Origin of the sequence: Streptomyces sp. NPDC020747, from assembly GCF_044334695.1 — a bacterium.
Taxonomy (GTDB): domain Bacteria; phylum Actinomycetota; class Actinomycetes; order Streptomycetales; family Streptomycetaceae; genus Streptomyces.
On record NZ_JBIRTJ010000021.1, the window covers coordinates 141,120 to 158,793 of the forward strand.

Sequence of the window (17,674 nt, forward strand, 5' to 3'; positions counted from 1 at the left end):
CGCTCCGAAGCGGTCCGCGGCGCAAGGATGTTCGCCCATAGCGGAGGGAACCGGTGCGTTCGGCATGGACTGTCAGTGCGTACGGGTAAGACATCCCTAGTGGGAGGGGCGACACGCAAGGCTCGGGCATCTCACGTTCGCCATCGGCGTACAGATGGTGGGGGTATCTGCCTGGCCTGCGGGAACATCGTCTCGCACCATCAGGTTGGAGCAGATGTCGGCGTTCGGGGTCAGGAGGCCAAGGACGGTGTCGGCAGTTGGAATGAGCGGTCCCCGCTTGCGGGACTAAGCTGCGGAAGGACAGGGAGGGGAGCGTCCCCTTACTGCCTGACCGCTCTGAGGAGCGATTAACGATGTTCGAGAGGTTCACCGACCGCGCGCGGCGGGTTGTCGTCCTGGCTCAGGAAGAAGCCCGGATGCTCAACCACAACTACATCGGCACCGAGCACATCCTCCTGGGCCTGATCCACGAGGGTGAGGGTGTCGCCGCTAAGGCCCTGGAGAGCCTCGGGATTTCGCTCGAGGCGGTCCGCCAGCAGGTGGAGGAGATCATCGGGCAGGGCCAGCAGGCCCCGTCCGGGCACATCCCCTTCACCCCCCGTGCCAAGAAGGTCCTGGAGCTGTCGCTCCGCGAGGCCCTTCAGCTGGGCCACAACTACATCGGCACGGAACACATCCTGCTCGGCCTGATCCGCGAGGGCGAGGGCGTCGCCGCCCAGGTCCTCGTCAAGCTGGGCGCAGATCTCAACCGGGTGCGGCAGCAGGTCATCCAGCTGCTCTCCGGTTACCAGGGCAAGGAGACCGCCGGCGCCAGTGGCGGTCCCGCCGAGGGCACCCCCTCGACGTCCCTGGTCCTCGACCAGTTCGGCCGGAACCTCACCCAGGCCGCTCGTGAGTCCAAGCTCGACCCGGTCATCGGGCGCGAGAAGGAGATCGAGCGGGTCATGCAGGTGCTGTCCCGGCGTACGAAGAACAACCCGGTCCTGATCGGTGAGCCCGGCGTCGGCAAGACCGCCGTCGTCGAAGGTCTCGCGCAGGCCATCGTCAAGGGCGAGGTGCCCGAGACCCTCAAGGACAAGCACCTCTACACCCTGGACCTCGGCGCCCTGGTCGCCGGCTCCCGCTACCGCGGTGACTTCGAGGAGCGCCTGAAGAAGGTCCTCAAGGAGATCCGCACCCGCGGCGACATCATCCTGTTCATCGACGAGCTGCACACGCTCGTGGGTGCGGGTGCCGCGGAAGGCGCCATCGACGCGGCTTCGATCCTGAAGCCCATGCTGGCGCGCGGCGAGCTCCAGACCATCGGCGCCACCACGCTCGACGAGTACCGCAAGCACCTGGAGAAGGACGCCGCGCTCGAGCGCCGCTTCCAGCCCATCCAGGTCGCGGAGCCGTCGCTGCCGCACACCATCGAGATCCTCAAGGGTCTGCGCGACCGCTACGAGGCGCACCACCGTGTGTCCATCACGGACGAGGCCCTGGTGCAGGCGGCGACGCTCGCCGACCGGTACATCTCGGACCGCTTCCTGCCGGACAAGGCGATCGACCTGATCGACGAGGCCGGCTCCCGGATGCGTATCCGCCGGATGACCGCGCCGCCGGACCTCCGCGAGTTCGACGAGAAGATCGCCGGCGTCCGCCGTGACAAGGAGTCCGCGATCGACTCGCAGGACTTCGAGAAGGCCGCCTCTCTCCGTGACAAGGAGAAGCAGCTCCTCGCCGCGAAGGCCAAGCGGGAGAAGGAGTGGAAGGCCGGCGACATGGACGTCGTGGCCGAGGTCGACGGCGAGCTCATCGCCGAGGTCCTCGCGACCGCCACCGGCATCCCGGTCTTCAAGCTGACCGAGGAGGAGTCCTCGCGTCTGCTGCGCATGGAGGACGAGCTCCACAAGCGGGTCATCGGCCAGGTCGACGCCGTCAAGGCACTGTCGAAGGCGATCCGTCGTACGCGCGCCGGTCTGAAGGACCCGAAGCGTCCCGGTGGTTCGTTCATCTTCGCGGGCCCGTCCGGTGTCGGTAAGACGGAACTCTCCAAGGCTCTGGCCGAGTTCCTCTTCGGTGACGAGGACGCGCTGATCTCCCTCGACATGTCGGAGTTCAGCGAGAAGCACACGGTCTCGCGTCTCTTCGGCTCGCCCCCCGGTTACGTGGGCTACGAGGAGGGCGGCCAGCTGACCGAGAAGGTCCGCCGCAAGCCGTTCTCCGTCGTCCTCTTCGACGAGGTCGAGAAGGCCCACCCGGACATCTTCAACTCGCTGCTGCAGATCCTGGAGGACGGTCGCCTGACCGACTCCCAGGGCCGGGTCGTGGACTTCAAGAACACGGTCATCATCATGACGACCAACCTCGGCACCCGGGACATCTCCAAGGGCTTCAACCTGGGCTTCGCGGCCTCGGGCGACAAGAAGACCAACTACGAGCGCATGAAGAACAAGGTCTCGGACGAGCTGAAGCAGCACTTCCGGCCCGAGTTCCTCAACCGCGTCGACGACGTGGTCGTCTTCCCGCAGCTGACGCAGGAGGACATCCTCACGATCGTCGACCTGATGATCGGCAAGGTCGACGAGCGCCTCAAGGACCGGGACATGGGCATCGAGCTCTCCCAGTCCGCGAAGGAGCTGCTGGCGAAGAAGGGTTACGACCCGGTGCTCGGCGCGCGTCCGCTGCGGCGCACGATCCAGCGCGAGGTCGAGGACTCGCTGTCGGAGAAGATCCTCTTCGGTGAGCTGCGTCCCGGCCACATCGTGGTCGTCGACACGGAGGGCGAGGGTGAGGCCAAGACCTTCACCTTCCGCGGCGAGGAGAAGTCCGCGCTGCCGGACGTCCCGCCGATCGAGCAGGCGGCCGGCGGTGCCGGTCCCAACCTGAGCAAGGAGGCGTGACCCCGAGGGGTTCCGTCTGAAGAACGGCCGAAGGGGCCGGTGCCGTCAAGGCACCGGCCCCTTCGTCGTGCCCGTTCCTCGTGCCCGGCCGTGGTTACGACAGCTGGCCGTCGTAGTCCGGCAGCTTGTACGTCTTCTCGGCGTGCCCGCCCGACAGGTCGGTGGCGCTGTTGCCGATGTTCGCGATGATCGTGTAGCCCTTGGCCTCGATGGCCGTGCGCTGGGCCGTCTTGTACTCGGCCACGTCCCGGAACAGGTCGATGAAGTTGCGTACGTACAGGCCGGAGACCTTGTAGCCGACGTGCTTGAGGTTGTACTCCGTCACCGACTTGATGATGTCCGGGCGGGCCGTGACGAAGAACAGGGCGACGCCGCGGTCCTGGGCGTACTTGGCGACGTCGAGTACGGGCGCGTTGGCCGGTGACGGGTAGCTGAAGCCGAAGTCGGTCTCCAGCGTGGTGTTGTCGATGTCGAGGACGATGGCCTGCTTCTCGCCGGCGGACGCGTCGGCGATACGTTCCTTCAGGTGGGGCAGCGCGTCGGCCATGACGGCCCGGCAGTCCTGCTGCCAGGTGTCGTAGTCCACGTCCTCCGCGGCGGCGGCAGAGGCGGCGGTCGCGACGGTGGTGGCCGCTGCGGGAGCGGCGGCCGGGGCCGCGGCGGTGGCAGGGATCGCCAGGGCCGCGGTGGCGGCGGTGGCGGCGGCGGTCACGCCTATGAGGCGTTGCCAGCTTCTTCCTGTCATGGGATGGGGGGTTCCTCTCGCGTCGGAGCGCTGCGGACGTGGGTCGTGGTGCATGCTCATGTGCGTCTGAGGCCACAGGGAGGCGAAGGGATTACTGGCCGGTAACTGTAGGGTGCCCAGGTGGGGTTGGGCTAGAGGACGGTGTGCGTCCTTGTCACGGTGTGGATGCCCGGGAAGAGCGCGAGGGTGTGTTCCGGGACCTGTGTCGTATCCGGGGCGAGCACGAATGTGACCGACTGCAGCCCCGGAAACAGAGCCGATACCGCCGTGAGATCTTCGTTTCCGGTGAATTTGTTGAACCAGAGCCGCTTAATGCCCGGCAGGAGGGGGCCTTCGCCCCACGGGAGGGTGGCCCACTTGAGGTGCAATTCCTCAAGTTCGGGGAGCAGGGCGACCTCTTCGTAGTCCTCGGGAGTGAGCGGTTCGAAGAGGGTGCCCAGGGCCAGTGTTTTCACCGAGCGCATATGACGCAAGCCGCGCAGTCCGGTGAACCGGAGGGCATTCTTGGTGAATCGCAGAGATGTCAGCGGCAGGTCCGGGAGTGCGACATCGAGGGATTCGCCCTGGAGTGGTACTCCGGTGTCGAGTTCGCGCAGTGTGGCCGAGGCCGAGAGCGGCGCCAGCACACCCGGCCTTTCCAGGCCCGGCATGTAGTCCAGCGACAGGTGCTTCAGCGGCAATTCGGTCAGGGGAGTGAGGTCGTCGACGTACGGACTGCGGCTGATGGCCAGTCGCTGGAGTCGGCGAAGGCGTGCGAGGACGTTCAGGTCGAGCAGCTTGTTGTTGTCCCGGATGACGAGCAGCCGAGTGGTGTCCGGGCCGAGGCAGGCGTGCAGTTCCGCCGCCTCGATGTCTCCGACCAGCTGGAGGTGGGGACGGCCGCCGAATGAACTCAGAGTGCGCAACTGGGCCGCCGAATGGGCTGCGAAATAGAGCTCGCCCTGGGGGAGGTGGGCGATGACGTCGGCCGCGTACCGGTCGGAGTCGAACCGGTGCCAGGTCCAGCTGAGCTGGGCGCGCACCGGCACGGCGGGGTGGGTGCGGAAGCGGGCCAGTACCGGTACGGCCGCGTCCCCGCCGATGAGGGACGCGGTGACCACTACGGCCAGCGCTTCCGCGTCGGACAGGCCCTCGGGGCCCGGCAGCAGTTCCAGGACGAGCGGGCCCGCCGAGGCGAGTTGGCGTGCCTCCTCCGGCGTACGCGGCGGAATGAGCGTCGCCGCCTGTTCCTCCACGGCCGCCCGGACCGTCGGGTCGAGTTCCGTGGCGTGTTCCAGTCCGGCCAGGGCGAGGAGGCGGATACGGGTGCTCGCGGACGGATCGGTGCGCTCGTCGGAGGCTGCGGCGAGCAGGTCACGGAGGAACCCGGCCCGTTCGCGCGGGCGGGCGTGGGCGACGGCCATCCGGATCACGTCGGACCACTGGGAGTCGGCGGCGTTGCGGACGAGGAGCCCGAAGTCGCCGTCCTCCACCGCCGCCTTCGCGCCGAGGTAGTCCTGGAAGGTGCGGTGGACGAACTCGACGGTCCCCACCGCGGGTTCGCGGAGCAGGCCGCTGCGGATCAGGAGATACCGGTGGATCGCGGGAGCGTCGCCCTGGCTGGCCACCGCGGGGAGGGAGGGCAGCGCGTCGGCGATGATGCGCTCGGCGCGCTCGCGGTCCATCTCCGCCTGGTTGTTGCGGATCAGCCAGTAGGCCAGGCGCTGGAGCAGCTGGAGCTGCGGGAGTTCCGTGAGCCGGATGTCGTCGTGGGGGAGCATGTCCCGCTCCTGGTCGCGCCGCGAGAGGAGCATGGAGAGGGCGGCGTCGTACAACTCCTGCCGCCCGTGCGGGAGATAGCCGCGCCGGTCGCGGTGCAGGGCGCAGATGAGGCCGCACATCAGGGGGTTGGTGGCGAGGCGGCCGAGGTCGGGCTTGGTGCGGACGGCGTCCAGGAGCGATGTCTCGTACGCGGTGAGGCGTTCCGTGTCCGGGGCGCCGATCCGGGCCGCCCTGTGCCAGCGCTCGACGAACGCGGTGACGTCCTCGCGACTCATCGGGGAGAGCGCCAGCTCGGTGAAGCCGTCCGCGGCGAGCCAGTCCTCGCGTACGGCCGAGGGGCGGGAGGTGACCAGCCACTGGTTGCCCGGATAGGCGTCGATCAGGTCGCGCAGCCAGCGGCGGGTGCGCTCGCGGTCCGACTCCGGGATCTCGTCGATGCCGTCGACGAGCAGCAGCCCGCGGCCCGCCGTGAGCACCCGGTCCGGCCAGGCGTCCGGGGCGGTGTCGTGGAACGGGACTCGGACGGCGGCGAGGAAACCGGCGGGCGCCGGCAGCCCGTCGGGGCGGCGTACGAGCGTCCGCAGCGGCAGTACGAACGGGATGCGGTCCCCTCGCTCGCCCCGTGCCGCCGTCACCGCGAGCCACTGCACCAGCGTCGTCTTGCCCGAGCCGGCCACGCCCCGCAGCAGCACCAGATCCTGCTCGGCCAGCGCCTCGTCGGCGGGCAGCGGGGTGCCGGGTGAGGCGATGTACCGGCCGTCCTCGTCGCTGGTGGCGGGGCGCAGGGCCTGGAGGGTGAGGTAGGCGGCATCCAGGGGCCAGCGGTCCGGGGTGTTGGCCAGATCGATGCCGTAGATGGTGAGCTGGCTGTGCTTCGTCGCCGCGTACGCCAGATACCGCCGCTCGAACGCCCCGTCTCCGTCGCCCGGTCGCGGGGTCCGGGCGATCAACTCGTCGACCTTGGCGATGAGTTCGGCCTGCCGACGAGTCTGCTCGACGAGTGTTCGGGGGACAAACGTCGAGCGCTGGGTGAAGAAGTGCAGGATGTGCAGACAGGCCGTGTCGAGCAGCCGCTCGTAGAAGAGGGCCGCGTCGAGTTCGAGGTCCCGGTCGGGGCTCCCGGCCGCACGGCGGAGATGGAGCGCGAGGCCCGAGTGGCCGAGCGCCACGGCCTGGGCGTCGGTCATGGTGATGTCGCCGAGGGCGCGGAGGGTGTCGGCCAGGGCGTGGACGACGGGTTGTGCCTCGTCGGCGGGGACGGGGCGTTCGTCGGCGTCCTTCAGGGCCCGTCCGACCAGTTCGGCGGCGAGCCTGGTGACGTCCTTCCCGCCCAGTGTGCGCCGCTCGCCCTTGAAGGAGACGCGGGACGAGATGCGTACGGGCTTGTCGACCAGCCCCGCGCCCGGCCCTTCCGGCGCGAAGAGCTTCCTGATCAGCGGCGTGGCCACGCTGGACGCCAGCCGCACTCCGACGGTCGCTGGTTCCATGGCGCTCCCCCGAGGGCATGGTGGGTGGTCGGCCGGCGCTGACGCTCCGCTGGAGGCCCGGCCAGCCTAGTGGCCGAGGAAGGCCCTGTCAGTGGATCTTGAGGCGCTAAAACCGGTGGCCGTCGCGTCCGGTTCGGCGGGATGATCCGCGATGACCGGACTGTCTGCGGAGGGAGCCGTGATGGGTGCCGACGAACCCGAGGTCCGTACGACGGCAGGTGTGGTGCGGGGAGCCGGAGAGGTGTCGGGATCGGCGGTGTTCAAGGGGATCCCGTTCGCCGAACCGCCCGTCGGCGCACTGCGGTTCGGGGCGCCGGTGCCCGTGCGGAGCTGGGACGGCGTACGGAAGACGGTCGCGTACGGGACGCCGCCTCCGCAGTCCGCCGCGTTCGGCATGGACGCCCTGGTGTCCGGCGACGCGGTGGACGAGGGGGACTGGCTGACCCTCAACGTCTGGACGCCCGACCCGGACCCCGTCGCGGGGCTGCCGGTGATCGTGTGGATGCACGGCGGCGCGTACGTCATCGGGATGTCGGGTCTGCCCGAGTACGACGGCGGCCGGCTGGCGCGGGAGGGCGCCGTCGTCGTGGTGACGCTCAACTACCGGGTCGGCATCGAGGGGTTCGCGCACATCGAGGGAGCGCCCGCCAACCGGGGCCTGCTCGACCAGGTCGCCGCGCTGGAGTGGGTGCGGGACAACATCCGCGCCTTCGGCGGCGATCCGGGCCGCGTCACGGTCGTCGGCCAGTCGGCGGGCGCGGGTTCGGTGGCCGCGCTGCTCACCATGCCGCGCGCGGCAGGGCTCTTCGGCCGGGCCGTCGCACAGAGCGTGCCCGGTACGTTCTTCTCGCCCGAACTCGCCGCCGACATCGCCCGGGAGTTCGCCGCGGAGCTGGGCGTGCGCCCGACGGCGGAGGAGCTGGCGGAGGTGGCCCCGCGACGGCTGCCCGCGGTGGCGGACGCGGTCGGCGCGAAGGGCGGGGCGTTCGCGGACCGGTGGGGGCCGACGGCCCACGCGCTGATCCCGGTCGCGCCCGTCGTCGACGGCGACGTGCTGCCGGCCGCACCCTGGGAGGCGCTGGCCTCCGGCGCGGGACGGGACGTCGAACTCGTGGTCGGCCACACCCGTGACGAGTTCCGGCTGATGATGCTGCTCCGCGGCCTGACCGGCGAGGTGACGGAGGATCAGGCCGCCGTCGCGCTGCGGGTGTTCGGGCCCGGCGGGGCCGCGGGCGGTGACGCCTACCGGGCCGCCTTCCCGGACGCGAGTGCCGAGGAACTCTTCGAACTCGTCCAGTCCGACTGGCTGTTCCGTATGCCCTCGCTCCGGCTGGCCGAGGCTCAGATCGCGGGCGGCGGTCGCGCGCACGTCTACGAGCTGGTCTGGGAGGCGCCGGGCATGGGCGGAATGCTGGGCGCCTGCCACGGGCTCGACGTACCGCTGGTGTTCGGCAACCTCGGCGAGGGGCTGCCCGCGCTGCTCCTCGGGGAGGAACCGCCCGCCGAGGCCGAGGAGTTGTCGCGGCTGGTCCGCGCCGCCTGGACGGGGTTCGCGGCGGGGGAGGACCTTGGCTGGCCCGCGTACGACGCCGAGCGGCGGGAGGTGCGGCTCTTCGACGCGAAGCCCGCGGTGGCCCCGTACCCGGAGGAGGCGTCGCGGCAGCTCTGGCGCGAGCATGTGTTCGGGGCGCTGCCGCTGCTGGGCGGATAGGGAGTTCGTGCGCCGCGCACACTCACCCGCACGCTCAGGGCTGTACGGCGTCGATGGCGTTCTGGACCACTCGGCTCAAGTCCTCTTCCGTGGGGACGAGTTCGCGGTCGGCGGCGGACAGGGTCGAGTAGTTCGTCACGGCGATCGGGTTGTTGCTGGCGTCGAGAGCGAGCTGAACGGCCGTCCTGTTGTGCCGGGTTCCGATGAGGAAGCCTCGCTGTCGACGTATGCGCATGCACGTGCCGTGTCGTGGAAGAGCACCGCCGGATTCTCGGGGCCCATTCCGGGTGGGCCCGTACCCATGGGGGGCGGTGGAGCCACCGCGACCGGCGCCCGTCGACGAGTCGCAGACATTCCGAGTTCTTCCCGGTCCACGTCCAGTGTTCAGCGCCCTGGAGGCGTCAGCCATGGAATCAGCTACACCCTGTTCACCGTTCCTAGAGACTGAGCGGGAGTGAGTCCTGTTGCCAGGACTCATGCTCAATCGAACGCCCCGGACGGTGTTGGGCGTTCTGGTTGCCCGCGTTCGCTCCGCGTCCGGGCGGCACGGATCGTGTCCGTGGTCCGGGGATGCGGGGGCGGGTTCCCTCACGCCCGGGAACTCCTGGTCTGGCCTGGACGGTCCGATGCCCCTGCTCATCACTCCGGTGAGCAGGGGGCGGTGTCGTCCGTCGCCGGATCGGGTGTCCCTGGGCACGCCTTCCGATCGCCACGGCGGCTGCGTCGTGGCGGGTGGTCTTGCGGGTCGTGCTGGTGAGGGGTTTCTGCCAGTGCTGGGCGCCCCAGCGGCTGGTGTAGGCCGGGTCGACGGCGATGACCGTGATACCCGTGGCGTCGGCCATCGACGCCGGCCGGGCGCGGAGCTTTCCGGTGGGCATGCCGGAGATCAGCTGCCGGAAGCGTTTTTTGCGTCCGTGTTTCTCGCGGGTCTTCTCGGCGGCGAAGTCCAGGTCCTCCACGGCGATCGCCTTGACGCCGCAGGTGCGGGCCCAGTGCAGGAGGCGGGTGAGGGCGTGGCGGACCTGGGCGTCGCGGTGCTGGGTGGTGCCGGTCAGGTCGTAGCAGAAGCGGCGCGGGCTGCCGGTCGGGTTGCCGTGGCTGTCAAGGCGCCAGGCGGCCAGGTGGTCGGCGTTCATGTCGACGCCGATCACACCGTGGGCGAGCGCGGCCTCGATGGGGAGGGTGGGGGTGGGTGTGATCTGCCAGGACGCGGTCAGGTACCAGCGGTCCCGGCCGGCATCGAGGTGGAGGCGGTAGGCGATCGCCCGGTTGGCCGTCACGCGGTCCGCCCACTCGCCGCCCCGGTGGGCGAACGCGACCCGGCACGCGAGGACGTACCGGCCGTGCGGGGCGTTGGCCAGATGTCGGAGCGGTGCGGGGTGACGCCGACAGGTCAGGGCAAAGGGGTGTGGTTTCAGCTCAATCGGGGCTGAATTGCGTTGGGTGAGGACAAGTGTGCGCACAGTCCCAGTGACGCGCCGCGTTCACGGCGTGTCACTGGGACTGTGAAGACACTTGGACCGCTGACCGGATTCACCAACGGCGTTCGCAGGAGCGCCGACAGGAGAGCCCGCACTAGGCAGGCGCAGTCCGTAGCGAACGCATGCGGTGCAGCGGGTATGGAACTCGACAAGAACAGCGTCGCCATTGCCTCCAACGAAGCCGGCGGGGCCCCTTCCTCGGCCTGCGGAATCACGATCGTGCGGGCTGGTTGGCGATGAGAAGTGTGCTGTCGGCAGGGCGGAAGCCCAGGCGGGAGTAGATGCGAGCGACGCCGTCCTCCGCGTAGGCGAGGAAGACAGTGCTCACCCCGTGGTCGCGGGCGTGGCTGACCAGGCCCGCCGTGACGGCTGCGGCCAGCCCCTGGCGGCGGGCGACGGGAAGGGTGCCGATGCCGCCGATCTCGGTGGTGCCGCCGGCCGGATGGTAGTGGCCGGCGGCCAGCGGGGTGCCGTCCAGGGCGAGGGCGGCGATGAGCGCTTTGTGCCCGGCGCGGATCGTGGGGCGGACCGTTTCCACGGTGCCGTCCTCGGTCAGTTCCCTTGCGGCCACCGACAGTTCCTCGCGGCCCGCCGAGCCCACCGAGGTGCCCTCTTCGGCGAAGGCCAGGCGCGGAAGGGCGAGGGCTGCGGGCAACACGGGATCATCAGCCGTCAGCGCACGGATTTCCACGCCTTCCGGCAAAGGCTGTGGATCAACCTGTCGATGCGGATCCAGAACCATCAGCGGGCGTTCCGCCACTGGCAGACCGGCGGCCTCCATGCCGGCACGCAGTGTCGGAGCCGCCTCGGCCAGCCACTCGAAAGCCTCCGGCACACCGAGTTCACGCTGTCGAGCCCGCACCCGGGCGATGTCGGCGGCGGTCACGGACGACGCCCCCTCAGCAGCGGGCTGAGCATGGCTGGGGCCGCCGTAGTACGGGGCACCTGGCTTCCTGCGCACGAACAGCCGCAAGGAACCGAACTCCTCGGCGTCGGAGAACAGCAAGGGCACGGTGGCGTAGTACTGCTCGATATGGGCACGCAGCTAGTCGCTCATGCGGCGCATCCGACCACGGGACCGTGCCACGCCGCACCCGGAATTCGCCTTCACACCCACACATCCTCGGGCCTGATGGCGCGTGCGGTGACGGGCGGGTGGGTGCCCCCTGACCGCAGACCGCAGACCGCAGACCGCAGACCGCAGACCGAAGACAGAGGGCGCCTTGGGCTACGCCGTGATCGTCACCCCCTCCGGCACGTTCCGTACGCGTGGCAGGCGTGGATTTACGCGCAGGACCTGGAGGTTGGGGAAGAGCGACAGCCAGGACATGTCCGGGTCGGTGGGTTCGGCGTTGAGCCAGAGATGGGTGAGCCGGTCGCGGTCCAGGCCGTCCATGAGGTCGGTGACGGGGATGACACCGGCCACCTGGACGCTGGGGCGGCCGCCGAGGTGACGCAGGGCCGCGAGTTCGGCGGTGTCGGAGACCGGGAAGTACACGCCGTCGGGATCCAGGTGGGCGATGATCTCGCGCGCGTACCGCTCGGTGTCGAAGTGCCTCCAGGGCCGGGCGAGTTCGGTCCGCACCGCGAGCGAGGAACGCCCCCGAAGCCGGGCCAGGTAGTCGATGGCGGCGTCGTCCTCGACCCGGGTCGCCGTGAGGGCGAGCAGCAGCGCCTGCTGGTCGCTCGGCACCTGCTCGGGGTCGGGCAGCAGCTCCAGGACGATGGGCCCCACCCAGCCCAGACTGCGGGCGCCGAGCTCGCTCGTGGGGCGCACGAGGTTCTTCGTACGGTCGTGGACGAGCCGCCGGACCGACGGGTCGAGCTCGGTGACATGGTCCAGGCAGGCCGCGGCCATCAGCCGGCGGTGGTTGACCTGGGGTCTGCGCAGCGCGGGCGCGGCGGACAGCAGGCGCTCCAGGAAGTCGCCGCACTCCTCGGGGCGGGCGTGGGCGGCGGCCATCCGGATGACCTCCTCCCACTCGGGCTGGTGGGCGTGGTCGACCAGATCGCGCAGCCGCCCGCGCGCCACGATCTCCTTGGCGGCCAGATAGTCCTGGAAGGTGCGGTGCACGAAGTCCACCGAGAGGCCCGCCTGTTCGCGCAGCAGCCCGGTGCGGTGCAGCAGATGGCCGAAGATCTTCTCCCCGTCGCCCGCCGCGCGCGCGGCGGGGATCGCGGGCAGCGCGCCCTCCAGGATGGAGACCGCCCGCCGGCGCGGCAGTTCCGAGACGCCGTCCTCCAGCATGGCGTGCGCGAGTTTCTGCAACAGCCGTTCCCGCGGCTCCTGTTGGAGGCGCACGTCGTCCGCGTACAGCACGTCCCGCTCGGGGTCGCGGCGCTGCAGGAGCATCTCCAGGGCAGCCTCGTACAACTCCTTGCGGCCGTGCGGGAGGGAGCCGGAGCGGTCCCGGTTCAGTGCGCATATGAGGCCGCACATCAGGGGGTTGGTGGCGAGCTGGCGCAGCTCCCGGTAGATACGTACGGAGTGCAGCAGCCGCTGCTCGTACTCCTTCAGCTCGTCGCGGTCGCGCTGCTCACGGCAGTTGTCGTCGCCCATCGCCGCGGTGTGCCAGTCCCGGACGAACCGGGTCACCTGGTCCCGGGACATCGGCGCGAGCGACAGCTCGGCGAAGCCCTCCTCCGCGAGACGTTCCTCCGCGAGCCAGCCGTCCGCCACGGCGGAGGGGCGCGAGGTGACCAGGCAGCCGTTGCCGGAGAACACGCGCAGCAGACGGCGGAGCTGGTCGCGCAGCTCGCCGCGTGTCGCCTCCGGGGCCTCGTCGATCCCGTCGACCAGGAGCAGGGCCCGGCCCGCGAGCAGCGTCCGTACGACCCAGCCCTCCGGCGCCCGGTCGGCGAGCGGGTGGCGGACGGCGCGCAGGAAGTCGTCGGGAGCGGGAAAGCCCTCGCGGGCGAAACGGCGTACGGGCAGCACGAACGGCACCCGCGCACCCTCGCGGGCGGTCGCCACGGCGAGCCACTGGACGAGGGTCGTCTTCCCGGAGCCCGCCACCCCGCGCAGCAGCACCCGCTCGTGCCCCTCCAGCGCCCGGTCCGCGAGCAGCACGGTCCGCTGAGCGCCCGCCTCCCCGCCGTCGGTGCTCTCCTCGGCCTCCAGGCTCAGATACGTGTCCTCCAGGAGCCAGCGGTCCGGCGCGTTCGGGAAGTCGACACCGACGATGGTCAGCCAGCCGTGCTGGCGCACGACCTCCTCGGCGTAACGGGCCTCGAACTCCGCGTCCTGCCGGGAGCGTTCGGGCCGGCGGGCCGCCGCCTCGGTGTCGTTGAGATCGACGAGCTGACGGATACGGCTCGCGCGCTCCGGCATGTGCTGCTGGATGTGCGGCGAGCGTCCGATGAAGTGGTTCAGCACGTGCAGACACACGTTCACGAGCAGCGCGTCGTGGAACCACGCGGCGTCGGGCGACAGCCCCCGGTCCGCGCCCGGCACGGCCCCGCGCAGCCGGCGCGCGTAGTCCTGCGGCCCCAGTCGTACGGCGTCCACGTCGGTGAGGTCGAGTTCCCCGACGGCGAGCAGCGTACGGGCCAGGACGTCGACCACGGCGGGCAGTTCGGACGTCGGCGTGGTGTGCTTCTCGGCGGCCAGCTGGATGAACTCGGCGGCCGTGCGGTGGACTTCGTCCGGGGGTACGGGGGCGTCGGCGCCGCGCCAGGTGGTGAACGCGGCGATCAGTCCGGGGGCGGGGGAGAGCTGGGTCTCCGGTGTGCGGAAGAGCCGTTGTACGAGGGGTGCGGCGTGGGGGGAGGGGATGCGGACAACGGGCTCCATGGGCATCAAGGTCCCTGTGGGGTGGGGCAGTTGTGGGAGTCAAGGGTAGGTCAACTGGGGCTGGATCAGAGGGTGGTGACGACTATCCCGGCGGGTACCTGTTGCAGCTCGGTCTCGCTTGCCTCCGTGTCCAGGAGGACCCGCTCAAGGTTGGGGAAGGCCGAGAGCCAGGCCAGCCCCTCGACCGGATGCGGTGCTTCCAGCACGAGAGCGGTGAGCTGCTCGGGCACGATGAGTTCCGTGAGGTCCTTGACCCGGTAGGCGCCGAGGACCTCGATGTGCGCCCAGCCGCCGATGGAACGGAGGATGCGGAGTTCCTCGGGGTTGCGGACGGTCACCGTGGTCTGCCGAACCATGTGCGCGAGGATCTCGCGCGCGTAGAGCTCCCGGTCGAAGTAGTGCCAGGAGCTGGCCAGGACGTACTGGACCTGTGCGTCACGGTGATCGCGGAAGCCGGTCAGGAAGTGCAGTGCCGCGTCGCTGCCCAGTTGGGCGGCCGCCCACGCCACCAGGTATGCGGTTTCGTTGTCGATTCCTTCCGGACCCGGCAGAAGGGCCAGCACCAGATCGCCACCGGCGCGTGCCAGTTCCTCGGCCTCCGAGCGCTCGCGGGGAGGCACCAGCGACTCCACCCCTTGCTCCACGAGCCCCCGTACCGAAGGCTCCACCTCCGCCACATACCGCAGCCCCGCCGCGGCCAGCAGTTTCCCGCGCGAGGTGTCCAGCCCCACCAGCCGCCGCAGCATCTGCTCCGCCTCCTTCGGCCGGGCGTGCGCGACGGCGAGAAGGATGACGTCCTCCCAGTCGTCCTTCTCCGCGTTGTTCACGAGCAGGTCGAAGTCCAGCTCCTGCACGGCCAGTCGGGACCCCAGGTAGTCCTGGAAGGTCCGGTGCAGGAAGTCCACCCGGGCCTCCGCCGGCTCCCGCAGCAGGCCGGACCGCAGCAGCAGCGAGTGGTAGACGTCCTCGGCGGTCCCGTCGAGATTCACCGCGGGGACCGCCTGCCCGATGATGTGCAGCGCGTCCGAACGGTCCATCTCCGCGCGGCTGTTGCGGATGAGCCACCACGCCAGCTTCTGCAGCAGCTGCACTTGGGTCGCGTACGGGATGCGCAGTCCGTCGGGGTGGTCCAACTCCCGTTCCCGGTCCCGCCGTTCGAGGAGCATGGTCAGGGCGGCCTCGTACAGGGACTTCCTGTCCTGGGGGAGGAAGCCGCGCCGGTCGCGGTGGAGTGCGCAGAGCATGCCGCACATCAGCGGGTTGGTGGCCAGCCGGTTCAGCTCGGACGTGGTCCGCACGGCCTGGAGCAGGGACAGCCCCTCGCTCTCGTCCGCTCCGGCGGCGCGGTGCCAGCGCCGTACGAACGTGGCGACGTCGTCGCGTGCCATCGGGGAGAGCGTGAGTTCGTGGAAGTCGGCCGCCTCCAGCCATCTCTCCGGCACGGCCGACGGGCGGGAGGTGACGAGCCACAGGTTTCCCGGGAAGGTCCGGGTCAGTTCGCGCAGCCAGCGCCGGGCCGCGTCCCGGCGGTCACCGGCGATCTCGTCTATCCCGTCGACGAGCAGCACACCCCGCCCGGCCCGGAGCACCCGCTCCGCCCAGCCGGCCGGCTGCTCCCCGGCGACCGGGCAGCCGACCGCCTTCAGGAAGTCCCCCGGGATGGGGAACTCCGTCCCCGGGCGCACGATCCTGCGCATCGGCAGGACGAACGGCACCCGTCCGATGAGATGCGTCAGGCCGTGGTCGTACGTACGGCTCGCCGTCGTCACCGCGAGCCACTGGACGAGGGTCGTCTTCCCCGAGCCCGCCACCCCGCGCAGCAGCACCTGGTCGTGCTGCGCCAGGACCTGCTCGGCGGGGACCTGGAGTCCGCGGTCCTGCCCGTCGCGCTCCCGGGTCGCCTCCAGGCTGAGGTACGCGGTGTCGAGCGACCACTCGCTCGTGCCGGCGTCCAGGCCGTAGATGGTCAGCGTTCCGTACCGCCCGGTGATGTGCTCCGCGTACCGCGCCTCGAACCCCGCGTCCTCGGCCGACTGCGAGGGCAGGCGCCCCAGCAGGACGTCCACGGCCCGCACCAGCCGGGCCAGCTGCCGGCTCTGCGCGGTCTGCTGCCGGGCGATGTAGGTGGAGCGCTGGGTGAAGAAGTTCAGGATGTGCAGCGCGGCCGTGTGCAGCAGCTGCTCGTAGAAGAGCTCGCCGTCACCGCTGAGTCCGTACGAGATGACGGCCGCGTGGGAACGGAGTGCGCGCGCGAACTCCTCGGGTCCGAGGTCCACGGCCTCGTAGTCCTCGATCGTGAGCGTCCCGAGCGAGGCGAGTGAATGCCCGAGGGCGTGGGTGACCGCCGTGGCCTCCTCGGCCGTCACCGGCTGTTCTCCCGGCCCGGCCGTCTTGAGGGCCCTGCGGACCAGTTCCGCCGCGACCTTCTCGACGTCCTTCGGCGTGACGCTCCGCTTCTCCCGGCCGAACGACACCAGCGCCGATATCCGTACCGGTCTGCTCACCAGCCCGGCCCCCGGCTGGTCCTTCACGAAGAGCTTCTTCACGAGCGGTGCGACCGCGCTGGACGCGATACGGGCTCCGAGCACTCCGGCGTCGACCATGCACCGAGCGTAGGCGAACCACCTGGGCCCTTGTGTAGCCCCCGCCACATTCCCCGGCCCCTGGATCATGCCCTCCGGTGACATGACGCACAGGCGATTTGTCCGGTACTAGGGCGAGTAGTGGTGGAGTGGAAACGGGCAAAAAGGACCTTTGGCCCGGGGGTGGTGACGGGCGCGGAGGCCGTGGGGCGCGGGTCGGGAGTGATGGGTCCGGGGCTGCGGCGGACGGCCCTGAAGTGGGGATAAACCCGACTTCACCTATGGAAGGCGGAGGATTTCGTCCCAGAGGTTTCTCTTGTCAAGGAGTCGGAAGTTTCGGTGTCAAGTACGACTTGAGATCGTAGATGGGGCCTTTGTGGGATGGCGGGGGAGCGGGTTACCAAGGGATGCCTCGCCCGGTGCGCCGACAGCGCGCCGGGTGAATTGATGCCCGTCCCCCGAAGTCCGTCCCCCGGAGGTAGCCCCATGTCGCAGCGCATCACGTCCCACCTTCCCGGCACGCCCAAGCTCCGTGTCCGGGCGGCCGCCATGGCTCTCGGCCTGGGAGCCTCGGCCGCGCTCGGAGCCGGGGTCGCGGTCGCCGCCGACGCCAAGGCCGGCGCAGTCGCGCTGCCGGGCTCCGCCGCCGTCTCGGTGCAGCAGCAGGCCGCCGCGCAGGCCAAGGCCGCCGCGCAGGCCAAGGCCGCCGCCCAGACGAAGGCCAAGAGCAAGGCAGCGGCCAAGAAGGCCGCCGCCAAGCCCGTCGCGGCGAAGAAGGCCGCCTCCTGGGTCGACCCCGTCAAGAAGTACAAGCTCTCCGCGAAGTTCGCCCAGGCCGGCAACCTCTGGTCGTCCACCCACTCCGGCCAGGACTTCGCCGTCGCCTCCGGCACGCAGGTCGTCGCCGCGCACGGCGGCACCGTGGTGAAGGCCGGCGGCAACGGCGCCGGTGACGGACCCGCGTACGGCAACGCCGTCGTGATCAAGCACGGCAACGGTACGTACTCGCAGTACGCGCACCTGTCCCGCGTGGACGTGAAGGCCGGCCAGATAGTGAAGACCGGCCAGCGCATCGCCCTGTCCGGCAACACCGGCAACTCCAGCGGGCCGCACCTGCACTTCGAGATCCGCACGAAGGCGAGCTACGGCTCGGCTGTCGACCCGGTCGCCTTCCTGCGCTCGAAGGGCGTGAGCCTCTAACAGGCTTCCAGGCTTCCAGGCTTCCAGGCTTC

Annotated in this window: 9 protein-coding genes and 1 pseudogene; 3 read left to right on the forward strand and 7 right to left on the reverse strand. The window is 70.3% G+C overall.

All coding sequences use genetic code 11. From position 1 onward, the window contains the following. Positions 1 to 353: 353 nt before the first annotated feature. Entirely contained in the window at positions 354 to 2,882 is a 2,529-nt protein-coding gene (locus ACH4YP_RS41845; protein WP_307523552.1) for an ATP-dependent Clp protease ATP-binding subunit, read from the forward strand. Between the two features lie 94 nt (positions 2,883 to 2,976). Here the strand turns inward: ACH4YP_RS41845 and ACH4YP_RS41850 are convergent, their stop codons facing one another. Continuing rightward, entirely contained in the window at positions 2,977 to 3,627 is a 651-nt protein-coding gene (locus ACH4YP_RS41850) for an HAD family acid phosphatase (protein ID WP_398496405.1), read from the reverse strand. 131 nt (positions 3,628 to 3,758) lie between these two features. Next, positions 3,759 to 6,875, reverse strand: a complete 3,117-nt coding sequence (locus ACH4YP_RS41855; protein ID WP_361050025.1) for an NACHT domain-containing protein — start codon at positions 6,873 to 6,875, stop codon at positions 3,759 to 3,761. A gap of 151 nt (positions 6,876 to 7,026) precedes the next feature. On the opposite strand from ACH4YP_RS41855, the gene ACH4YP_RS41860 reads away from it, so the two are divergent. Next, positions 7,027 to 8,586 carry a carboxylesterase family protein gene (locus tag ACH4YP_RS41860; RefSeq protein WP_361050022.1) on the forward strand — a complete coding sequence of 520 codons (1,560 nt, stop codon included), beginning with the start codon at positions 7,027 to 7,029 and terminating at the stop codon, positions 8,584 to 8,586. Positions 8,587 to 8,620: 34 nt separating this feature from the next. On the opposite strand, the gene ACH4YP_RS41865 is transcribed toward ACH4YP_RS41860, so the two are convergent. The 5 genes and pseudogenes from ACH4YP_RS41865 to ACH4YP_RS41885 form a co-directional block, all read right to left on the reverse strand. Beyond that, on the reverse strand, positions 8,621 to 8,821 hold the full coding sequence (locus tag ACH4YP_RS41865; RefSeq protein ID WP_361050020.1) for a hypothetical protein: 201 nt from the start codon (positions 8,819 to 8,821) through the stop codon (positions 8,621 to 8,623). A gap of 202 nt (positions 8,822 to 9,023) precedes the next feature. After that, positions 9,024 to 9,965: pseudogene (locus tag ACH4YP_RS41870) on the reverse strand (IS200/IS605 family accessory protein TnpB-related protein); the annotation flags it as partial. Positions 9,966 to 10,278: 313 nt separating this feature from the next. Then, positions 10,279 to 11,112, reverse strand: coding sequence for a GNAT family N-acetyltransferase (locus ACH4YP_RS41875; RefSeq protein ID WP_398496443.1), 834 nt, complete (start codon positions 11,110 to 11,112; stop codon positions 10,279 to 10,281). Between the two features lie 183 nt (positions 11,113 to 11,295). After that, a complete protein-coding gene (locus ACH4YP_RS41880) occupies positions 11,296 to 13,860 on the reverse strand; it encodes an NACHT domain-containing protein (RefSeq protein WP_361050014.1) in 2,565 nt (854 codons plus the stop codon). Positions 13,861 to 13,925: 65 nt separating this feature from the next. After that, positions 13,926 to 16,463: an NACHT domain-containing protein gene (locus ACH4YP_RS41885; RefSeq protein WP_361050012.1), complete on the reverse strand. Its 2,538-nt coding sequence runs from the start codon at positions 16,461 to 16,463 to the stop codon at positions 13,926 to 13,928. Between the two features lie 465 nt (positions 16,464 to 16,928). Here ACH4YP_RS41885 and ACH4YP_RS41890 point away from each other — a divergent pair, with 465 nt between their 5' ends. Next, positions 16,929 to 17,642 carry a M23 family metallopeptidase gene (locus ACH4YP_RS41890; RefSeq protein ID WP_398496408.1) on the forward strand — a complete coding sequence of 238 codons (714 nt, stop codon included), beginning with the start codon at positions 16,929 to 16,931 and terminating at the stop codon, positions 17,640 to 17,642. The last annotated feature ends 32 nt before the right edge of the window (positions 17,643 to 17,674 follow it).